A 20,137-nucleotide genomic window follows, 5' to 3' on the forward strand; every position below is an offset into this window, starting at 1 on the left:
CGCTTCCTTTTATCTATAGATTGTCCATTTATTTCTGCTATTTTTATTTAAGAGGGTAAAATCATCATGGCATCCCCAAAACTAAAGAAGCGATACCGCTGTTCTACTGCTTCTTTATACGCTTTCATGACCATATCTTTCCCAGCAAATGCACTTATTAGCATAATTAATGTGGATTTCGGCAGATGGAAGTTTGTGATCAAGCCATCAATTGCTTTAAATTGATAAGGAGGGTAGATGAAAATATCTGTCCATCCACCTGCTTCGACAAATTTTCCAGCTTGATCACGAGCAATTGTTTCTAATGTTCGTGTCGAGGTCGTTCCCACAGAAATAATTCTGCCCTCATTTTGCTTTACGCGGTTTAGGGTTCGAGCTGTTTCACTACTCATATGATAAAATTCCGCATGCATCTCATGTTCTTCAATCGTATCTGCACTTACCGGACGAAACGTACCTAAACCGACATGTAATGTAATAAAGGTAATGATGACTCCTATTTCTTTTAATTCATCCAATAGCTTATTTGTAAAATGAAGTCCTGCAGTTGGTGCAGCTGCCGACCCTTCCTCTTTAGCATAAACCGTTTGATATCGTTCTCTTTCAGGTAACTGCTCTTTAATATAAGGAGGTAATGGCATTTCACCCAGTTTATCAAGTACCTCATAAAAAATCCCATCATAAGCAAATTGAACGATGCGACCGCCATGATCCTTTATTTTAATACACGTTGCTTGTAATCGCCCATCTCCGAACTTGATAACGGTTCCCTCTTTTACTTTTTTAGCAGGTTTAGCGAGGACCTCCCAATTATCCCCTTCTACTTGATGTAATAGCAAAATTTCTATCCGTGCACCGGTTTCCTCTTTCACTCCGTGTAATCTTGCAGGGAGAACACGAGTATCATTCAATACAAGACAATCACCTTTTTTTAAGTATTTTTTAATATCGGTAAAATGTCGATGTTCGATGGAACCTTCTTGTTTGTTTAATACGAGTAGTCTTGAGGATGATCGCTCCTTTAATGGAGTTTGTGCAATTAATTCTTCAGGTAAATCAAAATCAAATTCTTTAATATTCATCATGAATCTCCTTACTTGTTTAGCGAAACTTTCCTAGAATGTAAAATAGGATTGTTAGAATCAGACTGACTACAATAGATGTAACAATGGGAAAATGAAATACAACATTTCCTTTTTTCCATGTTATATCTCCAGGTAATTTTCCGATAAAGCTCCATAGAATGCCGATGATAAGGAAAACGAATCCTAATAAAATAAATAATCTACCTAGATTCATCGTCACCCAAATCCTTCCATCCAAAATGTTCATAAGCTTGTGTAGTTACTATTCTCCCTCGAGGAGTTCGTTGAATAAAACCTATTTGCAATAAATACGGTTCATAGACATCTTCAATCGTTTGTGATTCCTCACCGATTGTAGCAGCGATTGTATCTAAACCAACCGGCCCGCCTTGGAAGTTCGTAATCATTGTTTTTAATAACTTATGATCAAGATGATCCAAACCATGTTTATCGACTTGCAGCATTTCTAATGCTTCATTTGTCGTAGTCAGACTAATTTCATCTTCTCCTTTTACCTGTGATATATCACGAATTCGTTTCAATAAACGGTTGGCAATTCTTGGGGTTCCTCTGGAACGACGAGCAACTTCTATGGCGGCTTTTTTTGTAATAGCTGTGTTAAAAATATCTGCCGTGCGTTCAACGATCATACATAGATCCTCTGCATTATAAAAATCAAGCCTACTCAAGACACCAAAACGGTCGCGTAACGGTGCAGATAATAATCCTGCTCTTGTTGTAGCTCCAACTAATGTAAAGGGCGGTAAATCAATTCGAACGGATCTAGCACTAGGGCCTGTCCCAATTACAATATCAAGATAGAAATCCTCCATAGCCGGGTATAATACTTCTTCCACTGCCCTTGGAAGGCGATGTATCTCATCAATAAACAGCACATCACCTGGTTCAAGTGAAGAAAGAATAGCCGCTAAATCGCCTGCCCTTTCAATTGCAGGACCTGAAGTTGAACGAAACTGCACTCCCATCTCATTGGCAATAATAGCTGCCAACGTTGTTTTTCCTAATCCTGGAGGTCCGTATAGGAGAACATGATCTAATGGTTCTTCACGCATTTTGGCTGCTTGGATAAAGATGTCTAAATTCTCTTTCACCTTATGTTGACCAATATATTGATTCAATGTTGTTGGCCGTAGGCTGAGCTCAGCGGAAGCATCCTCTGCTTGAAGCTCACCAGTTACCATCCGTTCTTCCATTTATAGTCCCCCCTTTCCTATTTTTTCATGAGTAAACTAAGTGCTTTACGTATTAATTCATCTGTATTTAATGATGCGTCTGATTGTAGTTTCGGTACAACACTTTTAATCTCTCTGTCGGTGTAGCCTAACGCTTTTAATGCTTCTTGCGCTTCTTTTAACGTTACCTGGTTCGTTGAGCCTGCTTCTTCCACTTGTCCATCTTGAACGGATGGAACAGCTAAAGCTAATTTTCCTTTTAGATCAAGAATAATTTGTCTCGCTGTTTTCTTACCGATGCCAGGAAAACTTTTTAAAAACGCCTCATCTTCTCGTTCTATTGCTGCTACAAATTCTGCAACATCAATACTAGCCATAATTGCAAGAGCGCCTTTTGGACCGATTCCCGATACGGAGATTAATTTAGTAAATAAATATTTTTCTTCTTCCGTTTTAAAGCCATATAGCAATTGGGCGTCTTCACGTACATGCAAGTAGGTGTAAACAAATACTTTCTCATTTTCCAAAGCTTGAAATGCATATGGATTGGGACAAATAATTTCATAACCAACCCCTTCTACATCAACTATAATCGTATCACTTTGTATATATGTAAGCATTCCTCTAATATAAGCTATCATCTCATCTGCTCCTTTGCCTCATTCATTTATTTTATCATAAGTAGTCATAAATGAATAAACTTCTATTTCTTCGTAAAGAAATAGAAGTTAAGAGCATTAATCCGTCAACTCAAGATTATGATGTATGTCTTGTACATCTTCATTTTCTTCTAGTGTTTCAATTAATTTTAACATTTTTTCTACATCGTTCTCTGATACAGTAGTCGTTGTTTGTGGTATTAGTGTGACCTCTGAGTCGGCAATCTCGTAACCTGCTGATTTCAAGTGGTCAACAACTGCTGCTAATTCTTCAGGAGCAGTGAATATTTCATACGCACCGTCTTGAGACTGAATATCTTCGGCACCTGCTTCTAGTGCTTCCAAAGTTAATTCATCTTCATCTATAGTATGATTTTCATCGGTTATTACAATATAGCCGCGCCGATCAAACATAAAGGAGACACTACCATTTTCTCCTAAGTTCCCATTGTTTTTCTTAAATGCATGCCGAATATCCGCTGCAGTTCTATTTTTATTATCTGTTAATACGTGAACGATAACAGCTACACCACCAGGACCGTATCCTTCATAGGTAAGCTCTTCATAGCTAACGCCATCTAGTGTCCCTGTTGCCTTCTTAATTGCTCTATCTATATTATCATTTGGCATATTATCTGCCTTTGCTTTTTCAACAGCTAAACGAAGGCTCGGATTTGTTGTCATATCACCGCCTCCTTGCTTAGCAGCAGTGTAAATGTCTTTTGCATGGCGCATAAAGATTTTTCCTTTTTTTGCGTCTTGTGCATTTTTCCTTCTTTGAATATTTTTCCATTTAGAATGACCAGCCATGAGGACATTCTCCTCTCTAGAAATTTCCTTTATTACTATATCAAAAAAAGTCTAATTCTTAAAGAGTTAGTGCATAGAAGTGCTTTAAAGTAATCGGACACGTAAAACTTTAGACAAAAATTCAAGTAATATTGATGTGGGTTGGCATTTCATGAAGGATGTTTTTGAAATGCCACATTTAATTATCAGAAAATTATATTTAATTTTAAAACATACTGTCTTACGGAGTGAGAAATTCCTCCAATTTTTCGCCGTTATATTTTGGCTTCAATCTGTTGTCTAAATTTTTCATTTTATTCCAATGTTCTTCATCGGTATAGACTATTATTTCTTTATTCGAATTTGGAACAAGTTTCTTAACCTCTTGCTTAATTTCATTCCCAATGTCCTGTCTTACATCATCTTTTAACATGACACCTACGATAATTCGGTCTTCCGTTGCTGCCACTTGTGCTTGTACAATTTGTGTTTTATTTTTTAATGCACGGGTTATCATTTCAGCTTCTTCATTTGTAAAAGGGTCAGAGTAACCAGTTTTAAAATTGGCATCCGTTCCTTTTTTCTGTTCACGTTGTGGATATTCCTTTTTATCGTTTTCCGCAATGGTACCTAGACGCTCTCTTTTCTCTTGTTCTGTTTCATAATGAATCGGTTGCGTAGACTGCTGATTGTCATTTTCAGCTTTGTCTGTTGGCTCATTTGTACAAGCTGTTGCTGCGCCAAGCATAAGAATGATAAATCCTAATTTTATCCGCATAAATAATACCTCCCTTTATGAATAGTTTGGATAAGAGAGGTATTTTTACACAGTAAATATAAGGCAATTTTTAATTTTTTCGTGAAAAATGCGGTAATGCTTCTCGCTTATGAGCAGAACGTTTATGCATCGCTTCAATTTTTTCTTGATCTTCTTTTGGTATAGCTTTTCCTTTCAAGTAAGCATCTATTGTTGCATAGCTTATACCCATTTCTTGCTCATCACTTTGCCCTTCCCAAAGATCTGCACTAGGCTGTTTAGTTCTAACAGATGATGGTATATCTAAATACGCTGCCATTTTTCTTACTTCCCCCTTTGTGAATTCCACAATTGGTAAGATATCGACACCGCCATCACCATATTTTGTAAAATAGCCTGTATACCATTCAGCAGCATTATCTGTACCGACAACAAGATAATTATAATTTGTTGCTATCGTATATAAAGTACTCATTCGTAGCCTTGCACGTAAGTTTGCTTGTGCTAATTGTGTATTTTGTTCCTCGTATACATGTTTATTTTCTAATTGGGTTTTAATCATTTGATACATGCTAGCATGTACTTCTGTTAAGTCAATCGTCATATAATCAATACCCGTTGCATCAGTAACAGCTTTCGCATCTTGCATCGTTGCATCACTCGTATTAATCGGCATAATAACACCTAGTGAATGATCAGGACATGCTCGTTTGATTAAAGCAGCAACAACTGCAGAATCAATCCCCCCACTAATACCTACCATTAATCCATTTACACCTGTTTTTTCCACTTGGGTTTGTAACCAACTAACGATTTCATCTACTTCTTGTTTCATGCTATCGCTCCTCATCTCAGTTAGTAGTTTTTTCCACAGTAATTACATGATTAAAATTCCGTCAAATGGCGATTTTTTATTAATATTTATTTTAACATTAAATACTAGAAATTGAAAAATGGTTGTCCGAGATCAATATTAAAATAGGATAAAGGGAAGCTGCTTTTTCACGATTTTGTCAAGGTCCGTCAGAGTTCTCCAGTTTGTACGTCGCTAAATGAACGTTACGCTTTTGTTCTTTATAGGTGATAGAAAAAGAGACGAGGATCATTTCGTCTCTTTTCAACAACCTATTCACTTTGTTGTTCATTATCTGATTGTTGCTCACTATTTGAATGAGACGAGGATGTAAAGCCAGGTGGCATTGGATAGGTTGCCCCATAAGCAAATGGTGGATACATATGAGTTGGTGTTTGCCACTCATATCCAACCGGTTGTGCTGAAGCTTCTTCTTCTTGGCTACGATACATTGACGGTGAACCCCATTGCATCGTATCATCACACCCGCAGTCATCATCCCAATCCATCATACTGCCATGATGATCGACATGAGAACCATAGTCATGGTGGTGCTCATAATGATGGTCATGCAACCCGTGATGCATATGGTGATGGTGATGTCCATGATGATCGTAATGCGGCATTGGATACATACCTACACTATGATATGGTAAAGGTGCCATCATTTGAAAAGGAATCTGCGGGTAACAAGGGTCCATTACATAACAACATAGCGGCACCATAGGTACGTGTGGCATTGGCATTGGTTTCGGCATTGGTTTCTCCTTAACCTTTTCTTTTTTTGGCTTTTCCTTTTTGACATGCTTCACTTTATGCTCGGGTTTTGCTGGCATTTGCGGAAAATTAATTGTCGTGTAGTTTTGAAATTCCTGCTCCATCACTGGCATCTGCATAATGGGCTGAACAGGCATTGCCGGCATAGATGGCATTGGCATTTTTGGTTTTGGCATTTTTGGTTTTTTCTTATCATCTTCTTTAATCACTGGCATCGGCTTTGTTTTCATTTCTTTATACGGATGCATCGGCTTTTCTTTCGGTTTCATTTGTTGTTTTTGCTTCACAGCTTTTGATGAACCTGGTATTTTAATTTTCATTCCCGGCATAATCATATCTGGACTAGAAATTTGGCTATTCAATTGCTTTAGCTCTTCAAAATCCACACCATATTGTTGAGCTATTTCCCACATAGTGTCCCCTTTTTGTACAATGTGTATCTTCAAAATTAATCAAACTCCTCTCTTGTCATATCTGGGCTAATTTCTCTATACCAACATATGCAAGGAAAGATTAAATGTTGATTAATTTAAGTCCACAGCCAAGCTATATAAATGGAATAGCTGTTATATTTATTTTTGACGTTTATTTACAATACTTAACGTGCATGTCAAAAAGATAAAAAAGCCTAAGGTCAACTAAGTCCGCGACGTGGAGAAAGAAGGACAGTTTTTCTGTATGCGTGTGTTCCTACTAAAGCTTTCCCTGTTCACTCGGATCGTTTTCTCTCATAATATTGTCAAAGTTAGTACAAGATGTTTGTAAAGAGAGGTACGGTCCCTTACATGGGGTTATATATGTTAACTTCGTTGGATAACCTCAAGCTAAAAATTTTTTACAGATTCTCACCAAATCCGCTATGTTTTTTTGCACCAATCTGTTTAACATTCTCTTAAAGCTTATCTAATTGATAGACGGGATACGTTCCAAGGATTGTAACCTGACATCCTAATGCTTCTAATTCCCCTTTCACACCGGGAAATAGAACATCATCATAAGGTTGATCTACATCCACAATAAAAAAATAATTGCCTAATCCTGTTTTCATTGGCCGTGATTCAATTTTTGATAGGTTCATTTTTCTCCAAGCAAAGGCAGATAACACTTGGTGAAGTGCTCCAGCAAAGTCACTTGGAAGTGTAATCAGTAAAGTTGTTTTTTCAGATTGTACAGGATGATTTATGTTCACACACTCTTTATTCTTACTCAACACGACAAATCGTGTGTGGTTATTTGGAAAATCGTGAATATTTTTTCGTATCATCTTCAGTTCATATAAATGTGCAGCCAACTGATTACCAATCGCTGCAATCGGTCCTTTTCGTTCACTAATCATTTCTGCTGCTTTTCCGGTTGATGATGAATAATGAATGGAAGCGTTCGGTAAATACTGATGTATAAATTGATGACATTGGGCGATAGCATGGCTATGAGAATGGACCTCCTTAATATCAACCAATTCACCTGAGAATTCTGGATGAACTAAAAGATGTTGCTGGATTGGTACAACAATTTCTGCCATGATGGGCAACCGCACTTGGTGGACTAAATAATCGACAGTTAATTGTACAGTCCCCTCAATCGCATTTTCCAGCGGCACAACACCAATATCTATTTTTTCTGCTTCTACAGCATCAATACACTCCGGTATGGTAGCAAAACTGTGCTTTCTATCTCCGTTAAATGCTTTATCTACTGCTAACTTTGTAAATGTTCCTTTTGGCCCTAAATAGCCAATCGTTGTTGCCACTGCTATATCCCCCTTATTTTTTCAATCATTATCTGAAGTATGAATTTTCTTACAACATATAGTTCGAGTAGCTAAACCGCTTGGAAGCGAACCAAGACGATTTGCTACCCCATGTTAACTGACGCTTTTTTATTTAAATAATCCTTAACCGCTAATCCATAAATTCAAACTCAAAATCTAAAATCCGCACTGTGTCCCCATCTTTTGCACCGCGTTTCCGCAGCGCTTCATCTACACCCATTCTTCTAAGCTGACGAGCAAAGCGCTGCACGGCTTGGTCATGATTAAAGTCAGTCATCTTAAACAGCTTTTCTAATTTTTGACCTGTTAACACATAAGCTCCATCATCATCTCTAGTAATCGTAAATGGTGTCTCTTCTTTATGGTATCGGTAAATTACTTTTTCTTTTTCCTCTGTATCTTCGTCGATCGCCTCTTTTGGAATTTCCTCAAGCTTATCCGCAATAGCAAATAATATATCGCGAAGCCCTTCCTTTGTTAGCGCGGATATTTCATATATTGGGTATTTACCTTGCAATTTTTCTTTGAACTTCGTAATATTCTCTTTTGCGCTCGGCATATCCATCTTGTTGGCTGCAATGATTTGCGGACGTTTCATTAACTTTTCATCATACTTCTCTAACTCCTGATTTATTTTCACAAAATCTTCATAAGGGTCTCTACCTTCCATAGCTGCCATATCAATCACATGAACAAGTACCCTTGTTCTTTCCACATGGCGTAAAAACTGATAGCCTAATCCAATCCCTTCATGAGCGCCTTCAATTAATCCAGGTAAATCTGCCATTACAAAACTGCGCTGGTCATTTGTGTCCACAACTCCAAGATTTGGCGTAAGCGTTGTGAAATGATAATCCGCAATTTTTGGTTTAGCAGCACTCACAACCGATAGAAAAGTTGACTTTCCAACACTAGGGAAACCGATTAATCCGACATCAGCAATTAATTTTAGTTCTACCTTAACCATTCGCTCCTGTCCCGGTTCGCCATTTTCTGCAATATCTGGAGCAGGATTTCTCGGTGTTGCAAAACGAGTATTACCTCTACCGCCACGTCCGCCTTTTGCGATAACCGCTTGCTGACCATGCGTTGTCAAATCAGCAATTACTTCATTCGTGTCTTCATCTATGACAGTAGTTCCCGGCGGTACAGAAACGATTAATGGACTAGCATTTTTTCCATGTTGATTTTTACTCATGCCATTTTCTCCACGTTTTCCTTTAAAATGACGATTATATCGAAAATCCATTAGCGTATTCAATCCTTCATCTACTTGAAAGATAACGTCAGCACCGTTACCGCCATCTCCACCAGCTGGTCCTCCTTTAGGAACATATTTCTCACGGCGGTAAGCAACTAACCCATTACCGCCATCTCCTCCTTTAACATAGACACTAACCTGATCTATAAACATACATTCACCTCTTTTCATCACAAGGAACTAGAAAGGAACATGCTATACTGTCTGCCTCATTTATTAAGGATATGGAAAAAGGAAAGCTTGTTCTTTCAAGCTGTGTTTTTAGCTGTTGCTTATTTTCCAAACCATAAACAGCTAAATAAAACCTCAGCATGTGATGTATTTCATTACTTACTTTCAGTTGAATATTTACCAGAACATCTTCATCTTTTATATCTTGAATAAGTCGCATCAGTTGTTTACATTGATTTGTTATGTGTATATCTGAACGAGCAATGGAGCTTTTTTCTGTATGTATATCGTATTCTAATCGTAAATCTTCATACATGTATGGAAATTCAAGCACCCATATAAAAAATTCAACTGCTTGTAAATACATTAATTTACGTTCTTCGTCATACGAAGAAATTATCTCTGTTACCTTTTCTTCTACTTTGTTGATGTTTCCCATGGAAGCATAACCATGAATAATTTGTAAGTGATTCAATAAATCATGCCGGTAATGTTGAATAAGTTGAACAACATCTTCCGCTTTCATATAACGTCCTCCCACCATGTCAAAAAGTATAACAGAAAAACTCCAAAAGTTCATTCATCATCTGCTGGAAGAAAACGTTCCATCAAGGAATTAATTATATTTATTCTAAAAAATTGAAAGATCTTTTTAAAAAACTGTGTTCGCACTAAGCTTTTGAGCACAACGAAAAATTTTTTCATCATACTAAGCGTAACACCTAATTTTCATAACATGGAATGGGTTTTTACGCTAAATTCTTCATGTGTAAAAAACTCCAGCCAACATGTGGCTGGAGTTTTTATTCCTTATGCTTCTTTTGCAACAGGATAAACACTTACTTTTTTGCGATCACGACCGTAACGTTCGAATTTTACAACACCGTCAACTTTTGCATATAGTGTATCATCTCCACCGCGACCAACATTGACACCAGGGTAAATTTTTGTACCACGTTGGCGATAAAGAATAGATCCACCAGTAACAAACTGACCATCAGCTCGCTTGGAACCTAGTCGTTTAGCTTCCGAATCGCGACCGTTTTTTGTGCTACCCGCCCCTTTTTTCGTTGCGAAAAATTGAAGATCAAGACGTAGCATAACCATGCACCTCCTTAGTTCGTTTGAATATGAATAAACTCATTATATTCTTGTTCAATAGAAGTTAGTGATACTAGCATCCCTTCAAATAACAGTTGTATCTGCTCCATCTTTTGCTTGGAGATATAATCTGGTATCGTTACATGAAGATAACCACCATCACCGCCTTGTTCAATAACAAGATCTACTTCACATAGAGTCATAACTGCATTTACACAACCGATTGAAACGGCAGATACTCCAGCACATACTAAATCGTATCCATACGGACCGCTTCCAGCATGTCCTGAAAGTTCAAATGCTTTAATTTGTCCACCTTCACGAAATACAGTTACTTGAATCATAGGCTAATCCTTTAAGCATTAATTTTCTCGATAACTAACTTTGTATAAGGTTGACGATGACCTTGTTTACGATGATAGTTCTTTTTTGGTTTATATTTGAAAACAGTCACTTTCTTTTGACGTCCATGTTTAGCAATTTTTGCAGTTACAGATGCCCCATCAACATAAGGAGCTCCAACTTTCACATCATCTCCACCTACGAAAAGAACTTTCTCAAATGTAACAGCTTCATCTTGGTCTGCAGCAATTTTTTCAACGTAGATTTCTTGTCCTTCTTCTACTTTGATTTGCTTGCCACCTGTTTCAATAATAGCATACATACGTTTTGCACCTCCTATTTTACTCAGACTCGCCATACAGGTACCCACAAACGGGATTTTAAACCTATTCTGTGCGGTTGTAGCACTGGTGCTACTTTTGAATAACGTATTTATGCTACCATGTATGTTTATAATTTGTCAAGATTGTTGTGTAATATTATTACAATAAAACTTTTGGACTAATAGGTAGCACACAGAAAAAATAGCTCCGTTCCCTAAAATTTAACTTTTTTTAGGAGTACGTGAAACTTATCCGTTACCGAAAAAGTAAATCTTATTAACTATTAATAACTTTGTTTTATTCATTTAACTGTTAAAGTTGAACAAAGTGACGTATTATTTTACCTCCCCGGCAGATAGATTTATTAACGATATAGGAGTATGACTAAATCCCGTATCTAAGGTTCCGAAGACTCCCATTTCAAAAGTGGTAGAGGTCTAGCGCGGGAGATAACGACATCTAAAAGCCTAATTCATTCAGGTCGGCAAAAAACAAAGAAGACCTCGGAAATAGACAATGCATGCAGTGAAGCGCACTTTTCTTTTTCGAGGATATGGAAAACTACGATTTGGGACACATCTCGCTTTTTCCAGGGCGCTCGAGATAATAGCCTTTCATCTAATTATCAGCTTTAGGGAATGAAGGAAGCCCTCGGAATAAAGTTTCACTTCATTTTATCTGCTACCTCCCCAATTGTTTGAATATAACCCTTTCTAGAAAAAAAATGGTGCAAACATACAGATTCATGCAAAACTTGAGTTGTATGATTAGGATATTTAATATAGATCGTATGGTTTCTTTCTCGGTAAAAATTTGAAAACACATCCATTAAAGAGTCACTAGCCATAACTTGAATTGGACTCGTTTGTTTTCTAAGCTTATTATGCTTTTCATAACGTTTAAGTAAAAATCGGATAAATGCATACGTTCGCCGTTTCCATTCCATTCTATTTTCCATAAATAAAAAAATAAACAGAAAGAAGGTACTTAATGTAAATGAAAATACTGCAATCTGTAATACAAGCAATAAAAGACATACTACCATGGAAAAGAAAACTGTAAAATAATAGGCTTTTTTGTATGGGATATATTTTGATATAAATAACTGGACTAATTTCCCCCCATCTAAAGGAAAAATAGGTAATAAATTAAATAAAAAGATGACAGTATTATAATAAAAAAGCAAATCCAAAATGGACTGCGAAAATAAATGGGCTTCTGAGACGATGACAATGATAAACTGAAGAATCAAATGCTGAAATGGCCCTGCACAAATAACTAACATTTCTTCATAAATCGGTCTTGTTCCGTGTTCTTCAGTATCCATTACACCACCAAATATCCATAGCATTATTTTCCGTATTCGCCAGTTAAACTTAACAGCCATTAAATAATGACCAAGTTCATGAAACAGAACGATAGAGAATAAAATAAACAGTTCTACAAATGTACCAGTAAGAACAGAAATGATAATAAACAATAGTAGTACCGGATGAAAATGAATTTTTGGGAATAGATTATTATTCCACATCGTCAACTTGAATCACCTGTACTGGATCGATATATTGGTTGTCCATTTCGATAGAAAAGTAAACGGATTTATTTTCTTCGCTAGGATGAAATTGACCAATTGCTTGATTGGCAGATACATGCTGGTACAAATGAACATCAATATTACTTAGAAAACCATACGTCGTTTGACTATCATCAGGATGTTGCACAATAATTGTCTGCTTCGTTTTTTGATCATTTCCTGCAAAAATAACTACACCTTGTTTTAATGCTGTAACAGCTGTTTTTCCTTCTGGTGTTATTTTTATTCCTGTTCCATTCATTTGGAATGATTCAGACACGCTTCCATTCACCGGCATTGCTTGTTTATCATTTGATTTGACCTCTGAATCACTTTCAGGTAAAAGTGCTAGAGGGTTTCCAAACGTTTCTTGATACCACGCATTTACTTTGGCAAACGGAAATTCCTCTGTCAAGGCATTCGTTAACCAAGCTTTAGGTTCTTCTAACTGAGGTAAATTAATTTTCCAAATAATAGCAATAGATAAAAACAGCAGAACAGAAAGGATTGCTTTCAATAAAAAATTACTTACTACTTTACTTTTCATCGTGCTAGGTGATCCTGAATCATCATAGATAGGCGAATAACCGTGCTTTTCTTCTTCTTGTACAAAAGGAGAAAACATCTGCTGCTGCGCCATTCCGTTTGTTTGAATACCACGGACTTTTTTTCTTTGTTCAATCGATCGGCGTACCTGCTTAATTCTTTTGCTCATCATCTTCACATTCCTTCTGACGCTTTTGTACAAGTCTATGAAGTAGCTTGAGAATATATGTTAGAAATGAGAAAATCATTTTTTATAAAAACCAGAAGTAATCCAAGTTTGCTCGTCAGCTTTAGCCTTAAGCTAGACAGTAACACTCCTTTTTTAAAAAATATTCACAATGTAAGCAGTAGATATAATTTCCTAGAATTGAAAAAAACTTGGCCTGTCGCCAAGTCTTTAGGTGAAAGCTATCGTTTTTCTTATACGATAAAGCCTAAAGTTTTAACTTTCCTATAGTGAAATAAAAAATGCAGGGGTTCCCCTACATTCTACAGTAGCATTCATTGTGTGAACTATCTAACAGATGCGCACATGCAAATTAAGCGCGTATTCCAAAAAACTCTTTTACCTTTTGCATCATTCCTTTATGAGTATCTAAACTTTGTAAAGGTACCGTTTCCCCTAGTATTCTTCTTGCAATATTACGATAAGCAATCGATGCTTTCGAGCTTGGTTTAAAAGCTACTGGCTCTCCTTTATTAGATGCTTTAATTACCTCGTCATCATCAATGACAATGCCAATTAAGTCAATGGATAAAATTTGCAGTACATCGTCAATATCAAGCATATCTCCATTTTTCATCATATGATTCCGTATACGATTGATAATTAAACGCGGCGGTTCTACCACTTCCTCTTTTTCTAATAACCCAATAATTCGGTCTGCATCCCGGACACTAGATTTCTCTGGTGTTGTAATAACAATTGCTTTATCTGCGCCTGCAATCGCATTTTGAAATCCTTGTTCAATACCTGCAGGACAGTCAATAAGAATATAATCATATTCTTGTTTGAGTTCTGATATAATTCGTTTCATTCCATCTGTTGTTACAGAAGTCTTATCACTTGTTTGAGCAGCCGGTAATAATGTTAAATAATCGAATCGTTTATCTTTGATTAATGCCTGCTTTAACTTACATCTTTCTTCAATTACATCGACAATGTCATAAATAATTCTGTTTTCAAGCCCCATGACAACATCTAGGTTTCTTAAACCAATATCTGTGTCAATTAAACACACTTTTTTCTCCATTAAAGCCAAAGCTGTACCTATATTCGCTGTAGTCGTTGTTTTTCCGACTCCACCTTTTCCAGATGTAATAACGATCGCTTCACCCATTTTGCATTCTCCTTTCGAATCTGTTCATTTCTTTACGCTTTTGTGGAAGAACCTGGAGTCGATCAATAATTATCTTATCTTGCTCTTCATCAACCAGCCCACATTCCATATATACACCATCAGATTCATAATCCGGAGCACGACTTATATAATGTGCAATCCTTAATTGACTAGGGTTCATATAAGATGCTGCTATAAATGCTTGCGTATCCCCGTCGATCCCTGCATGCGCAATACCACGCAAGTTTCCCATTATGTAGATATTACCAGTAGCCATTACCTTTCCACCTGGATTCACATCACCAATAAGCAATAAATCACCTGTAACATGAAGGACTTGGCCAGAACGGACAATTCGGTTGACCGCTTTAATTTCACTATTTGCTTGCCATTGGCGAGCTTCCTCTCGTAATACAACATCAGATTCAATAGAATGAATGGTGAAGCGATTTTCATTTGTTATGATCTGTCTTAATTCCGATATTTGCTCTTCTCGCAGATAACGAGCGCCCAATTTCACTCGTACAGCTACAACGGGCCCTGTAGTTGTAGGTTTACTTTCCTTCATTTTATATTTTAACTCCTGCAACGCATGATTTAACGAACAGGAATCATCGATAAATAAAGTTAGTCCATCTTTTGTACCTTTCATAGTGATTAATTGTCTCTTCTCCTGTGCCACACGTTCACCTCATTTTATCCATTAGAAAATTTGGCTAAGCATTGAGAACTGCTCTCTATACATTTAGAAAATCTACCTTATAGCATACTGTCTTTGTTTATTTGCTCTTTTCTCCAATTCATAAGCCTATTAGCAAGAAATGGATATGAAACGAGCAGAAAGAGTAAGTTGGACAATACGGTTGGTAAGAGACGACTAGATAAGTAATCGACCCAAACAGTATCTGTTAATCCAACAACCATATAAATAAGATAAATCATAATATCACTAAGTACTAATCCACCCGTACCTAATAAAACTGTTACAAAAATATTACCGTGTAATAGTTTTTTCATACTATGAATGGCGTAAATGGTTAGGGCATATGAAAACATATATACACCTAATACATCCGTATAAACAATATCAACTAACAAGCCAAATATTAATGCATACATTACTGAAAAGTACGTACTATCATAATCATAAAAAATCGTCAAAAACACAAGAATAACCAATACCCAATGTGGAACGATCAATAGATCTGTTCTTAATAAATTGCCAGGCAGCAACTCCAATGCCACGCCTTCAAGAGCAAGGACTAGAAAAAGGATGAGGGGCAAGTATACACGTTTCATTACTCACCCTCCTTTTCACTTTCTATATTATTCGTTTGAAGAGAACGATCCACAACAATAACATGATTAATCTCATAAATATCTGCGGATGGATCTACTAAAGCAGTTTTTGTCAACCCATATTTGTCTGGAACGACTTCTTTCACTTTCCCAATAGGTAACCCAGCAGGAAAGACACCTCCCATTCCTGATGAAACTACCAATTCGCCTTTTTTAACATCTTTTTTAGACTCTTCAATAATCCGAAAGATCAAATGCTTGCTTTCTTTATCAAACCCTTCAATCATTCCGAAAATATTATTTTTTTCTTCTTCCCGGGAAATCATTCCGGAAATACGATTAAATTGGTCAAACCCAGTAAGTAATTGTACGGTAGCCGTATTTTTAGACGGCGTCATAACCTTGCCAACCATTCCTTCTGGTGTAATGACAGCCATGTTTTCTTTTACACCATCGTCTTTCCCTTTATTAATCGTTATCTGCTCTAACCAACGCTCTGGTGACCTCGAAATAACCGCTGCTTGAATTGGCTTAAAATGCCGTATCGAATCCGACTCTGTAAGCTCCAATGTATTCCGCAAATCTTCATTTTCCTTTTTAAGCTCTTGAACTTCATAAATAAGTCCTTTATATTCAGCTAATTTTTCTTTTAAAATACGATTTTCATTATACGTATCTTTAAAGTCATCTATATTCGTAATGATATTTGTTACAAAATTAATTGGAGCATGAATAATCGTTTGCCCCCAACCAACTGTGTCATTGACAATTTCCTCTACTATTGTCAGGTCCTCCCGATCCCTCAAAGAAAAACCAATTAACGCTACAATTAATATGAAGGCGATTAAAAAGATAAATAATTTCTTTTTTCGTAAAAAAGACATAAGTTACACCAACTTATTCCATAGTAGAGCGAGAGGATACATTCGCTTGGGATCGGAAATGCTGAATGTATTCTAAGGATTTCCCAGTACCAATCGCTACACTTTCTAATGGATTCTCCGTCACAAATACGGGCATTTTTGTCTCTTCACTAATGACCTTATCTATATTTTTTAGTAAGGAACCTCCGCCAGACAACACGATGCCCCGATCCATTATATCTGCAGCAAGCTCTGGTGGTGTTTTTTCCAAAGTGTTCTTCACAGCATCAACAATGGAATCCACCGTATCCTTTAACGCCTTGGAAATTTCTTCCGCAGTGATAGTAATTGTTTTTGGTAAGCCAGTTAAAAGGTCACGACCTCGTATATCAATTTCTTCATTCGTTATCACTTCTCCAGCTACACCGATCTGTAATTTTATCGACTCAGCGGTTCTTTCACCTATCATCAAATTATAATACTTGCGAATATAGTTCGTAATTGCTTCATCCATATTATCTCCAGCAGTTCGTATCGACCGGCTAGTAACTACGCCTCCTAAAGAAATCACGGCTACTTCTGTCGTTCCACCACCAATATCTACAATCATACTTCCCGTCGGCTCCCAAACCGGAAGCCCAGCTCCAATAGCCGCTGCAAAAGGTTCAGAGATTGGAAAAGCCTCTTTAGCTCCAGCTTGTTTTGTTGCATCAATAACCGCTCTTTCTTCAACCATGGTAATTCCAGAGGGTACACAAACCATGATATTTGGTTTTTTAACAAAGTACGAACGGTTTTTCATTGCCTTATTAATATAATATTTCATCATAATTGATGTCGTATCATAATCAGCAATTACCCCGTCTTTCATTGGCCGAATAACGGTAATATTTCCCGGCGTACGTCCAATCATATTGCGTGCAGAGCTACCAACAGCTTCAATTTCTCCTGTTCGGTTATTTTTTGCCACTACAGAAGGTTCACTTACAACTACACCTTTGCCCTTTACAAATACAAGCGTATTTGCTGTACCTAAATCTATACCTAAATCCTGAGAAAAATTAAATAATCCCAAAAAAATCTCCCTTTCCAGTAACATACATGTGAGTGAATATTATGTAGTTATTTCCATAGTTAACTTTTATTATCTCGTTTTCTTAACAAAAAGTAAAACAATTCTTATATGCTTATATATCCCTACTCCGATCTTGGGATACACTTACTCCTCTAAATATAAGCTCAACAAGCGCCACTTTCCATAACTAATTGAAAAATGGCGCTTTACTAATGACTCGTCTATATTATTATACGAAAAAAAATATAAAATAGATAGTGTTTATCGTAGTTTTTTATTTATCTTAAATCGGATACTTCTTTCTTTATAAAGGATGTATAAAAAATCCAGTAAAAAATGACGCAGCTAATTTTTTCAAAGCCTATTGTTAACTGCATACACTTCGGTTACTCGAAACTGCACCACGCTTCCAACTGAACTTCTACATACAAGACGTGCTCATACCGGGATTTGTAAAAAAACAAGGAATACATCGACAAGAAAAAGTTTTTTGAGGTTGTTTGTAATTATCACCAATCTTGAGCTTTTTCATCCTCTTTTGAGCACATACTTTATACAGTTGGTTTCCAAAAAACTTAATGGATTAGTGAATATATCCTTTTTCTCTTAAAGAAGTAAATGTACAATCGCCAATAATAATATGGTCCAAAAGTTCAATACCGATCATTTTTCCAGATTCGGTCAATCTTCTCGTAACATGGATGTCTTCTTGAGAAGGAGTTGGATCACCAGAAGGATGATTATGGATTACAATAATCGAGGCTGCTGAGCGCTTTATGGCTTCACGGTAAACTTCTCTGGGGTGAACGATAGAGGCGTTAAGGCTACCAATAAAAATCGTTTGCCGATGGATAATTTGGTTTTTTGTGTTTAAAAAAAGAGCAACAAAATGCTCTTGCTTTAATGAACGCATTTCTTCCATTACGTAGTCCGCTCCGTCTTTAGGAGAACGAATGACAAACCGCTCCTTCGAGACTAAATTCTGCATTCGCTTGCCCAACTCAATAGCCGCTAAAATACAAACTCCTTTTGCTGTACCTATCCCTTTAATGGTCATTAATTCTTCAATGGTTGCATCACGTAATAGTTTTAGTCCCTCAAAATGCATCAATACCCGATTGGCAAGTGAAATAACAGATTCTTCCTTTGTACCACTAACTAAAATAATAGCGAGCAATTCAGCATTGGACAATTGTTTTGGACCAATGTTTAATAATCTTTCTCTTGGCCGGTCAAGCTTTGGTACGTCTTTCATCATAATTGGCAACATCACTATTACATCTCCTCCTTTGTCAGATATAACTAATATCTTACAAAGGAAAAATGTCATAGACAAACAGCTATTTTAATAAAATAGGTGGGCAATTTAACTTTAAAATTCCTTTATCCTTTAGGGAAAAAGTAAAATTGACAATCACTCGTTAAACAAGATCAATTATTTTGCTTCCAGTGAAACAAATAGTGTATGCCACAACTTTAACAATTGCGTGCCTGTTTCTAAAGGATCAACTTGATTTTCAATCTTGATGTACTGCTTCATTAAAGCTGATAAATCTTGGAATTTTTTGGAACCTTCTGGAACCGTTTTTTGTAAAGAAGCCCAAGTATCGTTATCAAATGTCTGTTGCTCCATACTTTTTTTCCACGTGTTTATAAAACTCTCAAGCCATTTGCTTTCTTCCTTTGTTAAAGCAAGCTCTTTTTTATCCGTTTCCCATTCTTTCACATACACATCCATTTTTGACAAAGCAGCTTGATTCTTGAGCTCTTTCGCTTTATTTTTAGTAGGGGCAGCAGCTAACAATAAGTAATACTGATGATCCTTTTCCCAGACAATCGTAGGAAAACCAATGTCTTGATATGTTGCTTGCCACCTTTTAGCATTTTCTTCGGTTGAAAATACTCCTGCTTGTATGACAAAAGCTTGGAGCGGTTCAATGCTAGTAGTTAAAGTTGCATGAGTTTGTTTTTCATCATTGTTAATCGCCGTTACCTCGTTAATTTCTCCACTTGCATTACCGTTATCATCAATAGTTACAAACATTTTTAATAACATTACACCTAGAAATGAACCAATAAGTAAGGCAGAAACAACTGCAACGATAGCAGGCTTAAACTTTATTAACATCTTCAAAAAGGGATTGGGCTCGGGTTCCTCATTTATTGTTATTCTCGTATACGTTGGAATTGGTTCTTCGTCCATATCGGATAATGTAGCAGCTTGCTCTTTCTTTCCAGAAGCATAGTCATTACTGCTTGGTTGGTGCATCGACAGTTTTACTTGTTTTCCGTTCTTCCATACAGTTATTTTACGCTTGTCCTTATTCACTGTCTTTCCTCCCTACTCGTAGAGTTCCTC

General features: G+C 36.7%; 23 protein-coding genes and 1 other annotated feature. All 23 genes read right to left on the bottom strand.

What is annotated here, in order from left to right:
* Positions 1-47: 47 nt before the first annotated feature.
* Positions 48-1,082 (bottom strand): tRNA preQ1(34) S-adenosylmethionine ribosyltransferase-isomerase QueA, encoded by a 1,035-nt coding sequence (gene queA / locus BN1066_RS18350; protein WP_077321102.1) that lies wholly within the window; start codon positions 1,080-1,082, stop codon positions 48-50.
* Positions 1,083-1,101: 19 nt separating this feature from the next.
* On the bottom strand, positions 1,102-1,332 hold the full coding sequence (locus tag BN1066_RS18355) for a DUF2905 domain-containing protein (RefSeq protein WP_342745621.1): 231 nt from the start codon (positions 1,330-1,332) through the stop codon (positions 1,102-1,104).
* Positions 1,286-2,299 (bottom strand): Holliday junction branch migration DNA helicase RuvB, encoded by a 1,014-nt coding sequence (gene ruvB / locus BN1066_RS18360; RefSeq protein ID WP_077321106.1) that lies wholly within the window; start codon positions 2,297-2,299, stop codon positions 1,286-1,288. The genes BN1066_RS18355 and ruvB overlap by 47 nt, the downstream gene beginning before the upstream one ends.
* A 17-nt stretch (positions 2,300-2,316) precedes the next feature.
* The gene (gene ruvA, locus BN1066_RS18365) at positions 2,317-2,919 is read right to left on the bottom strand and encodes a Holliday junction branch migration protein RuvA (protein WP_077321108.1); all 603 of its coding nucleotides are present in this window, start codon (positions 2,917-2,919) and stop codon (positions 2,317-2,319) included.
* A 96-nt stretch (positions 2,920-3,015) separates the two neighbouring features.
* The gene (locus BN1066_RS18370) at positions 3,016-3,747 is read right to left on the bottom strand and encodes a YebC/PmpR family DNA-binding transcriptional regulator (RefSeq protein WP_077321110.1); all 732 of its coding nucleotides are present in this window, start codon (positions 3,745-3,747) and stop codon (positions 3,016-3,018) included.
* 220 nt (positions 3,748-3,967) lie between these two features.
* Positions 3,968-4,504 (bottom strand): YhcN/YlaJ family sporulation lipoprotein, encoded by a 537-nt coding sequence (locus BN1066_RS18375; protein WP_077321112.1) that lies wholly within the window; start codon positions 4,502-4,504, stop codon positions 3,968-3,970.
* Between the two features lie 70 nt (positions 4,505-4,574).
* Complete coding sequence (gene nadE / locus BN1066_RS18380; RefSeq protein WP_077321114.1) at positions 4,575-5,318, bottom strand: NAD(+) synthase; 744 nt, start codon at positions 5,316-5,318, stop codon at positions 4,575-4,577.
* A 290-nt stretch (positions 5,319-5,608) separates the two neighbouring features.
* Positions 5,609-6,559 carry a SafA/ExsA family spore coat assembly protein gene (safA, locus tag BN1066_RS18385; protein WP_143695877.1) on the bottom strand — a complete coding sequence of 317 codons (951 nt, stop codon included), beginning with the start codon at positions 6,557-6,559 and terminating at the stop codon, positions 5,609-5,611.
* 446 nt (positions 6,560-7,005) lie between these two features.
* Positions 7,006-7,863 (bottom strand): prephenate dehydratase, encoded by an 858-nt coding sequence (pheA, locus tag BN1066_RS18390; RefSeq protein WP_077321118.1) that lies wholly within the window; start codon positions 7,861-7,863, stop codon positions 7,006-7,008.
* A gap of 151 nt (positions 7,864-8,014) precedes the next feature.
* Entirely contained in the window at positions 8,015-9,298 is a 1,284-nt protein-coding gene (gene obgE / locus BN1066_RS18395) for a GTPase ObgE (protein ID WP_077321120.1), read from the bottom strand.
* A gap of 4 nt (positions 9,299-9,302) precedes the next feature.
* On the bottom strand, positions 9,303-9,842 hold the full coding sequence (locus tag BN1066_RS18400; protein ID WP_179104430.1) for a Spo0B domain-containing protein: 540 nt from the start codon (positions 9,840-9,842) through the stop codon (positions 9,303-9,305).
* A 284-nt stretch (positions 9,843-10,126) separates the two neighbouring features.
* Positions 10,127-10,417, bottom strand: coding sequence for a 50S ribosomal protein L27 (gene rpmA, locus BN1066_RS18405; protein ID WP_077321124.1), 291 nt, complete (start codon positions 10,415-10,417; stop codon positions 10,127-10,129).
* Positions 10,418-10,431: 14 nt separating this feature from the next.
* Positions 10,432-10,761 carry a ribosomal-processing cysteine protease Prp gene (locus BN1066_RS18410; protein WP_077321126.1) on the bottom strand — a complete coding sequence of 110 codons (330 nt, stop codon included), beginning with the start codon at positions 10,759-10,761 and terminating at the stop codon, positions 10,432-10,434.
* Between the two features lie 11 nt (positions 10,762-10,772).
* A complete protein-coding gene (gene rplU / locus BN1066_RS18415) occupies positions 10,773-11,081 on the bottom strand; it encodes a 50S ribosomal protein L21 (RefSeq protein ID WP_077321128.1) in 309 nt (102 codons plus the stop codon).
* A gap of 15 nt (positions 11,082-11,096) precedes the next feature.
* Positions 11,097-11,170: a sequence feature (ribosomal protein L21 leader region), on the bottom strand.
* A 576-nt stretch (positions 11,171-11,746) separates the two neighbouring features.
* On the bottom strand, positions 11,747-12,613 hold the full coding sequence (locus tag BN1066_RS18420; RefSeq protein ID WP_077321130.1) for a M50 family metallopeptidase: 867 nt from the start codon (positions 12,611-12,613) through the stop codon (positions 11,747-11,749).
* Complete coding sequence (locus BN1066_RS18425; protein ID WP_077321545.1) at positions 12,603-13,370, bottom strand: M23 family metallopeptidase; 768 nt, start codon at positions 13,368-13,370, stop codon at positions 12,603-12,605. Before BN1066_RS18425 ends, BN1066_RS18420 begins: the two co-directional genes overlap by 11 nt.
* 370 nt (positions 13,371-13,740) lie before the next feature.
* Positions 13,741-14,541 (bottom strand): septum site-determining protein MinD, encoded by an 801-nt coding sequence (gene minD / locus BN1066_RS18430; RefSeq protein WP_077321132.1) that lies wholly within the window; start codon positions 14,539-14,541, stop codon positions 13,741-13,743.
* A complete protein-coding gene (gene minC, locus BN1066_RS18435) occupies positions 14,534-15,223 on the bottom strand; it encodes a septum site-determining protein MinC (RefSeq protein ID WP_143695878.1) in 690 nt (229 codons plus the stop codon). The genes minD and minC overlap by 8 nt, the downstream gene beginning before the upstream one ends.
* A 77-nt stretch (positions 15,224-15,300) precedes the next feature.
* Positions 15,301-15,840, bottom strand: a complete 540-nt coding sequence (gene mreD, locus BN1066_RS18440; RefSeq protein WP_077321134.1) for a rod shape-determining protein MreD — start codon at positions 15,838-15,840, stop codon at positions 15,301-15,303.
* The gene (gene mreC, locus BN1066_RS18445) at positions 15,840-16,724 is read right to left on the bottom strand and encodes a rod shape-determining protein MreC (RefSeq protein ID WP_077321136.1); all 885 of its coding nucleotides are present in this window, start codon (positions 16,722-16,724) and stop codon (positions 15,840-15,842) included. The genes mreD and mreC overlap by 1 nt, the downstream gene beginning before the upstream one ends.
* A 13-nt stretch (positions 16,725-16,737) precedes the next feature.
* A complete protein-coding gene (locus BN1066_RS18450; RefSeq protein ID WP_077321138.1) occupies positions 16,738-17,778 on the bottom strand; it encodes a rod shape-determining protein in 1,041 nt (346 codons plus the stop codon).
* Positions 17,779-18,361: 583 nt separating this feature from the next.
* Positions 18,362-19,048, bottom strand: coding sequence for a RadC family protein (gene radC, locus BN1066_RS18455; RefSeq protein WP_077321547.1), 687 nt, complete (start codon positions 19,046-19,048; stop codon positions 18,362-18,364).
* Positions 19,049-19,213: 165 nt separating this feature from the next.
* Positions 19,214-20,107 carry an SPOR domain-containing protein gene (locus BN1066_RS18460; RefSeq protein ID WP_077321140.1) on the bottom strand — a complete coding sequence of 298 codons (894 nt, stop codon included), beginning with the start codon at positions 20,105-20,107 and terminating at the stop codon, positions 19,214-19,216.
* Positions 20,108-20,137 lie beyond the last annotated feature (30 nt).

This window comes from Virgibacillus proomii, from assembly GCF_900162615.1.
GTDB lineage: Bacteria > Bacillota > Bacilli > Bacillales > Amphibacillaceae > Virgibacillus > Virgibacillus proomii.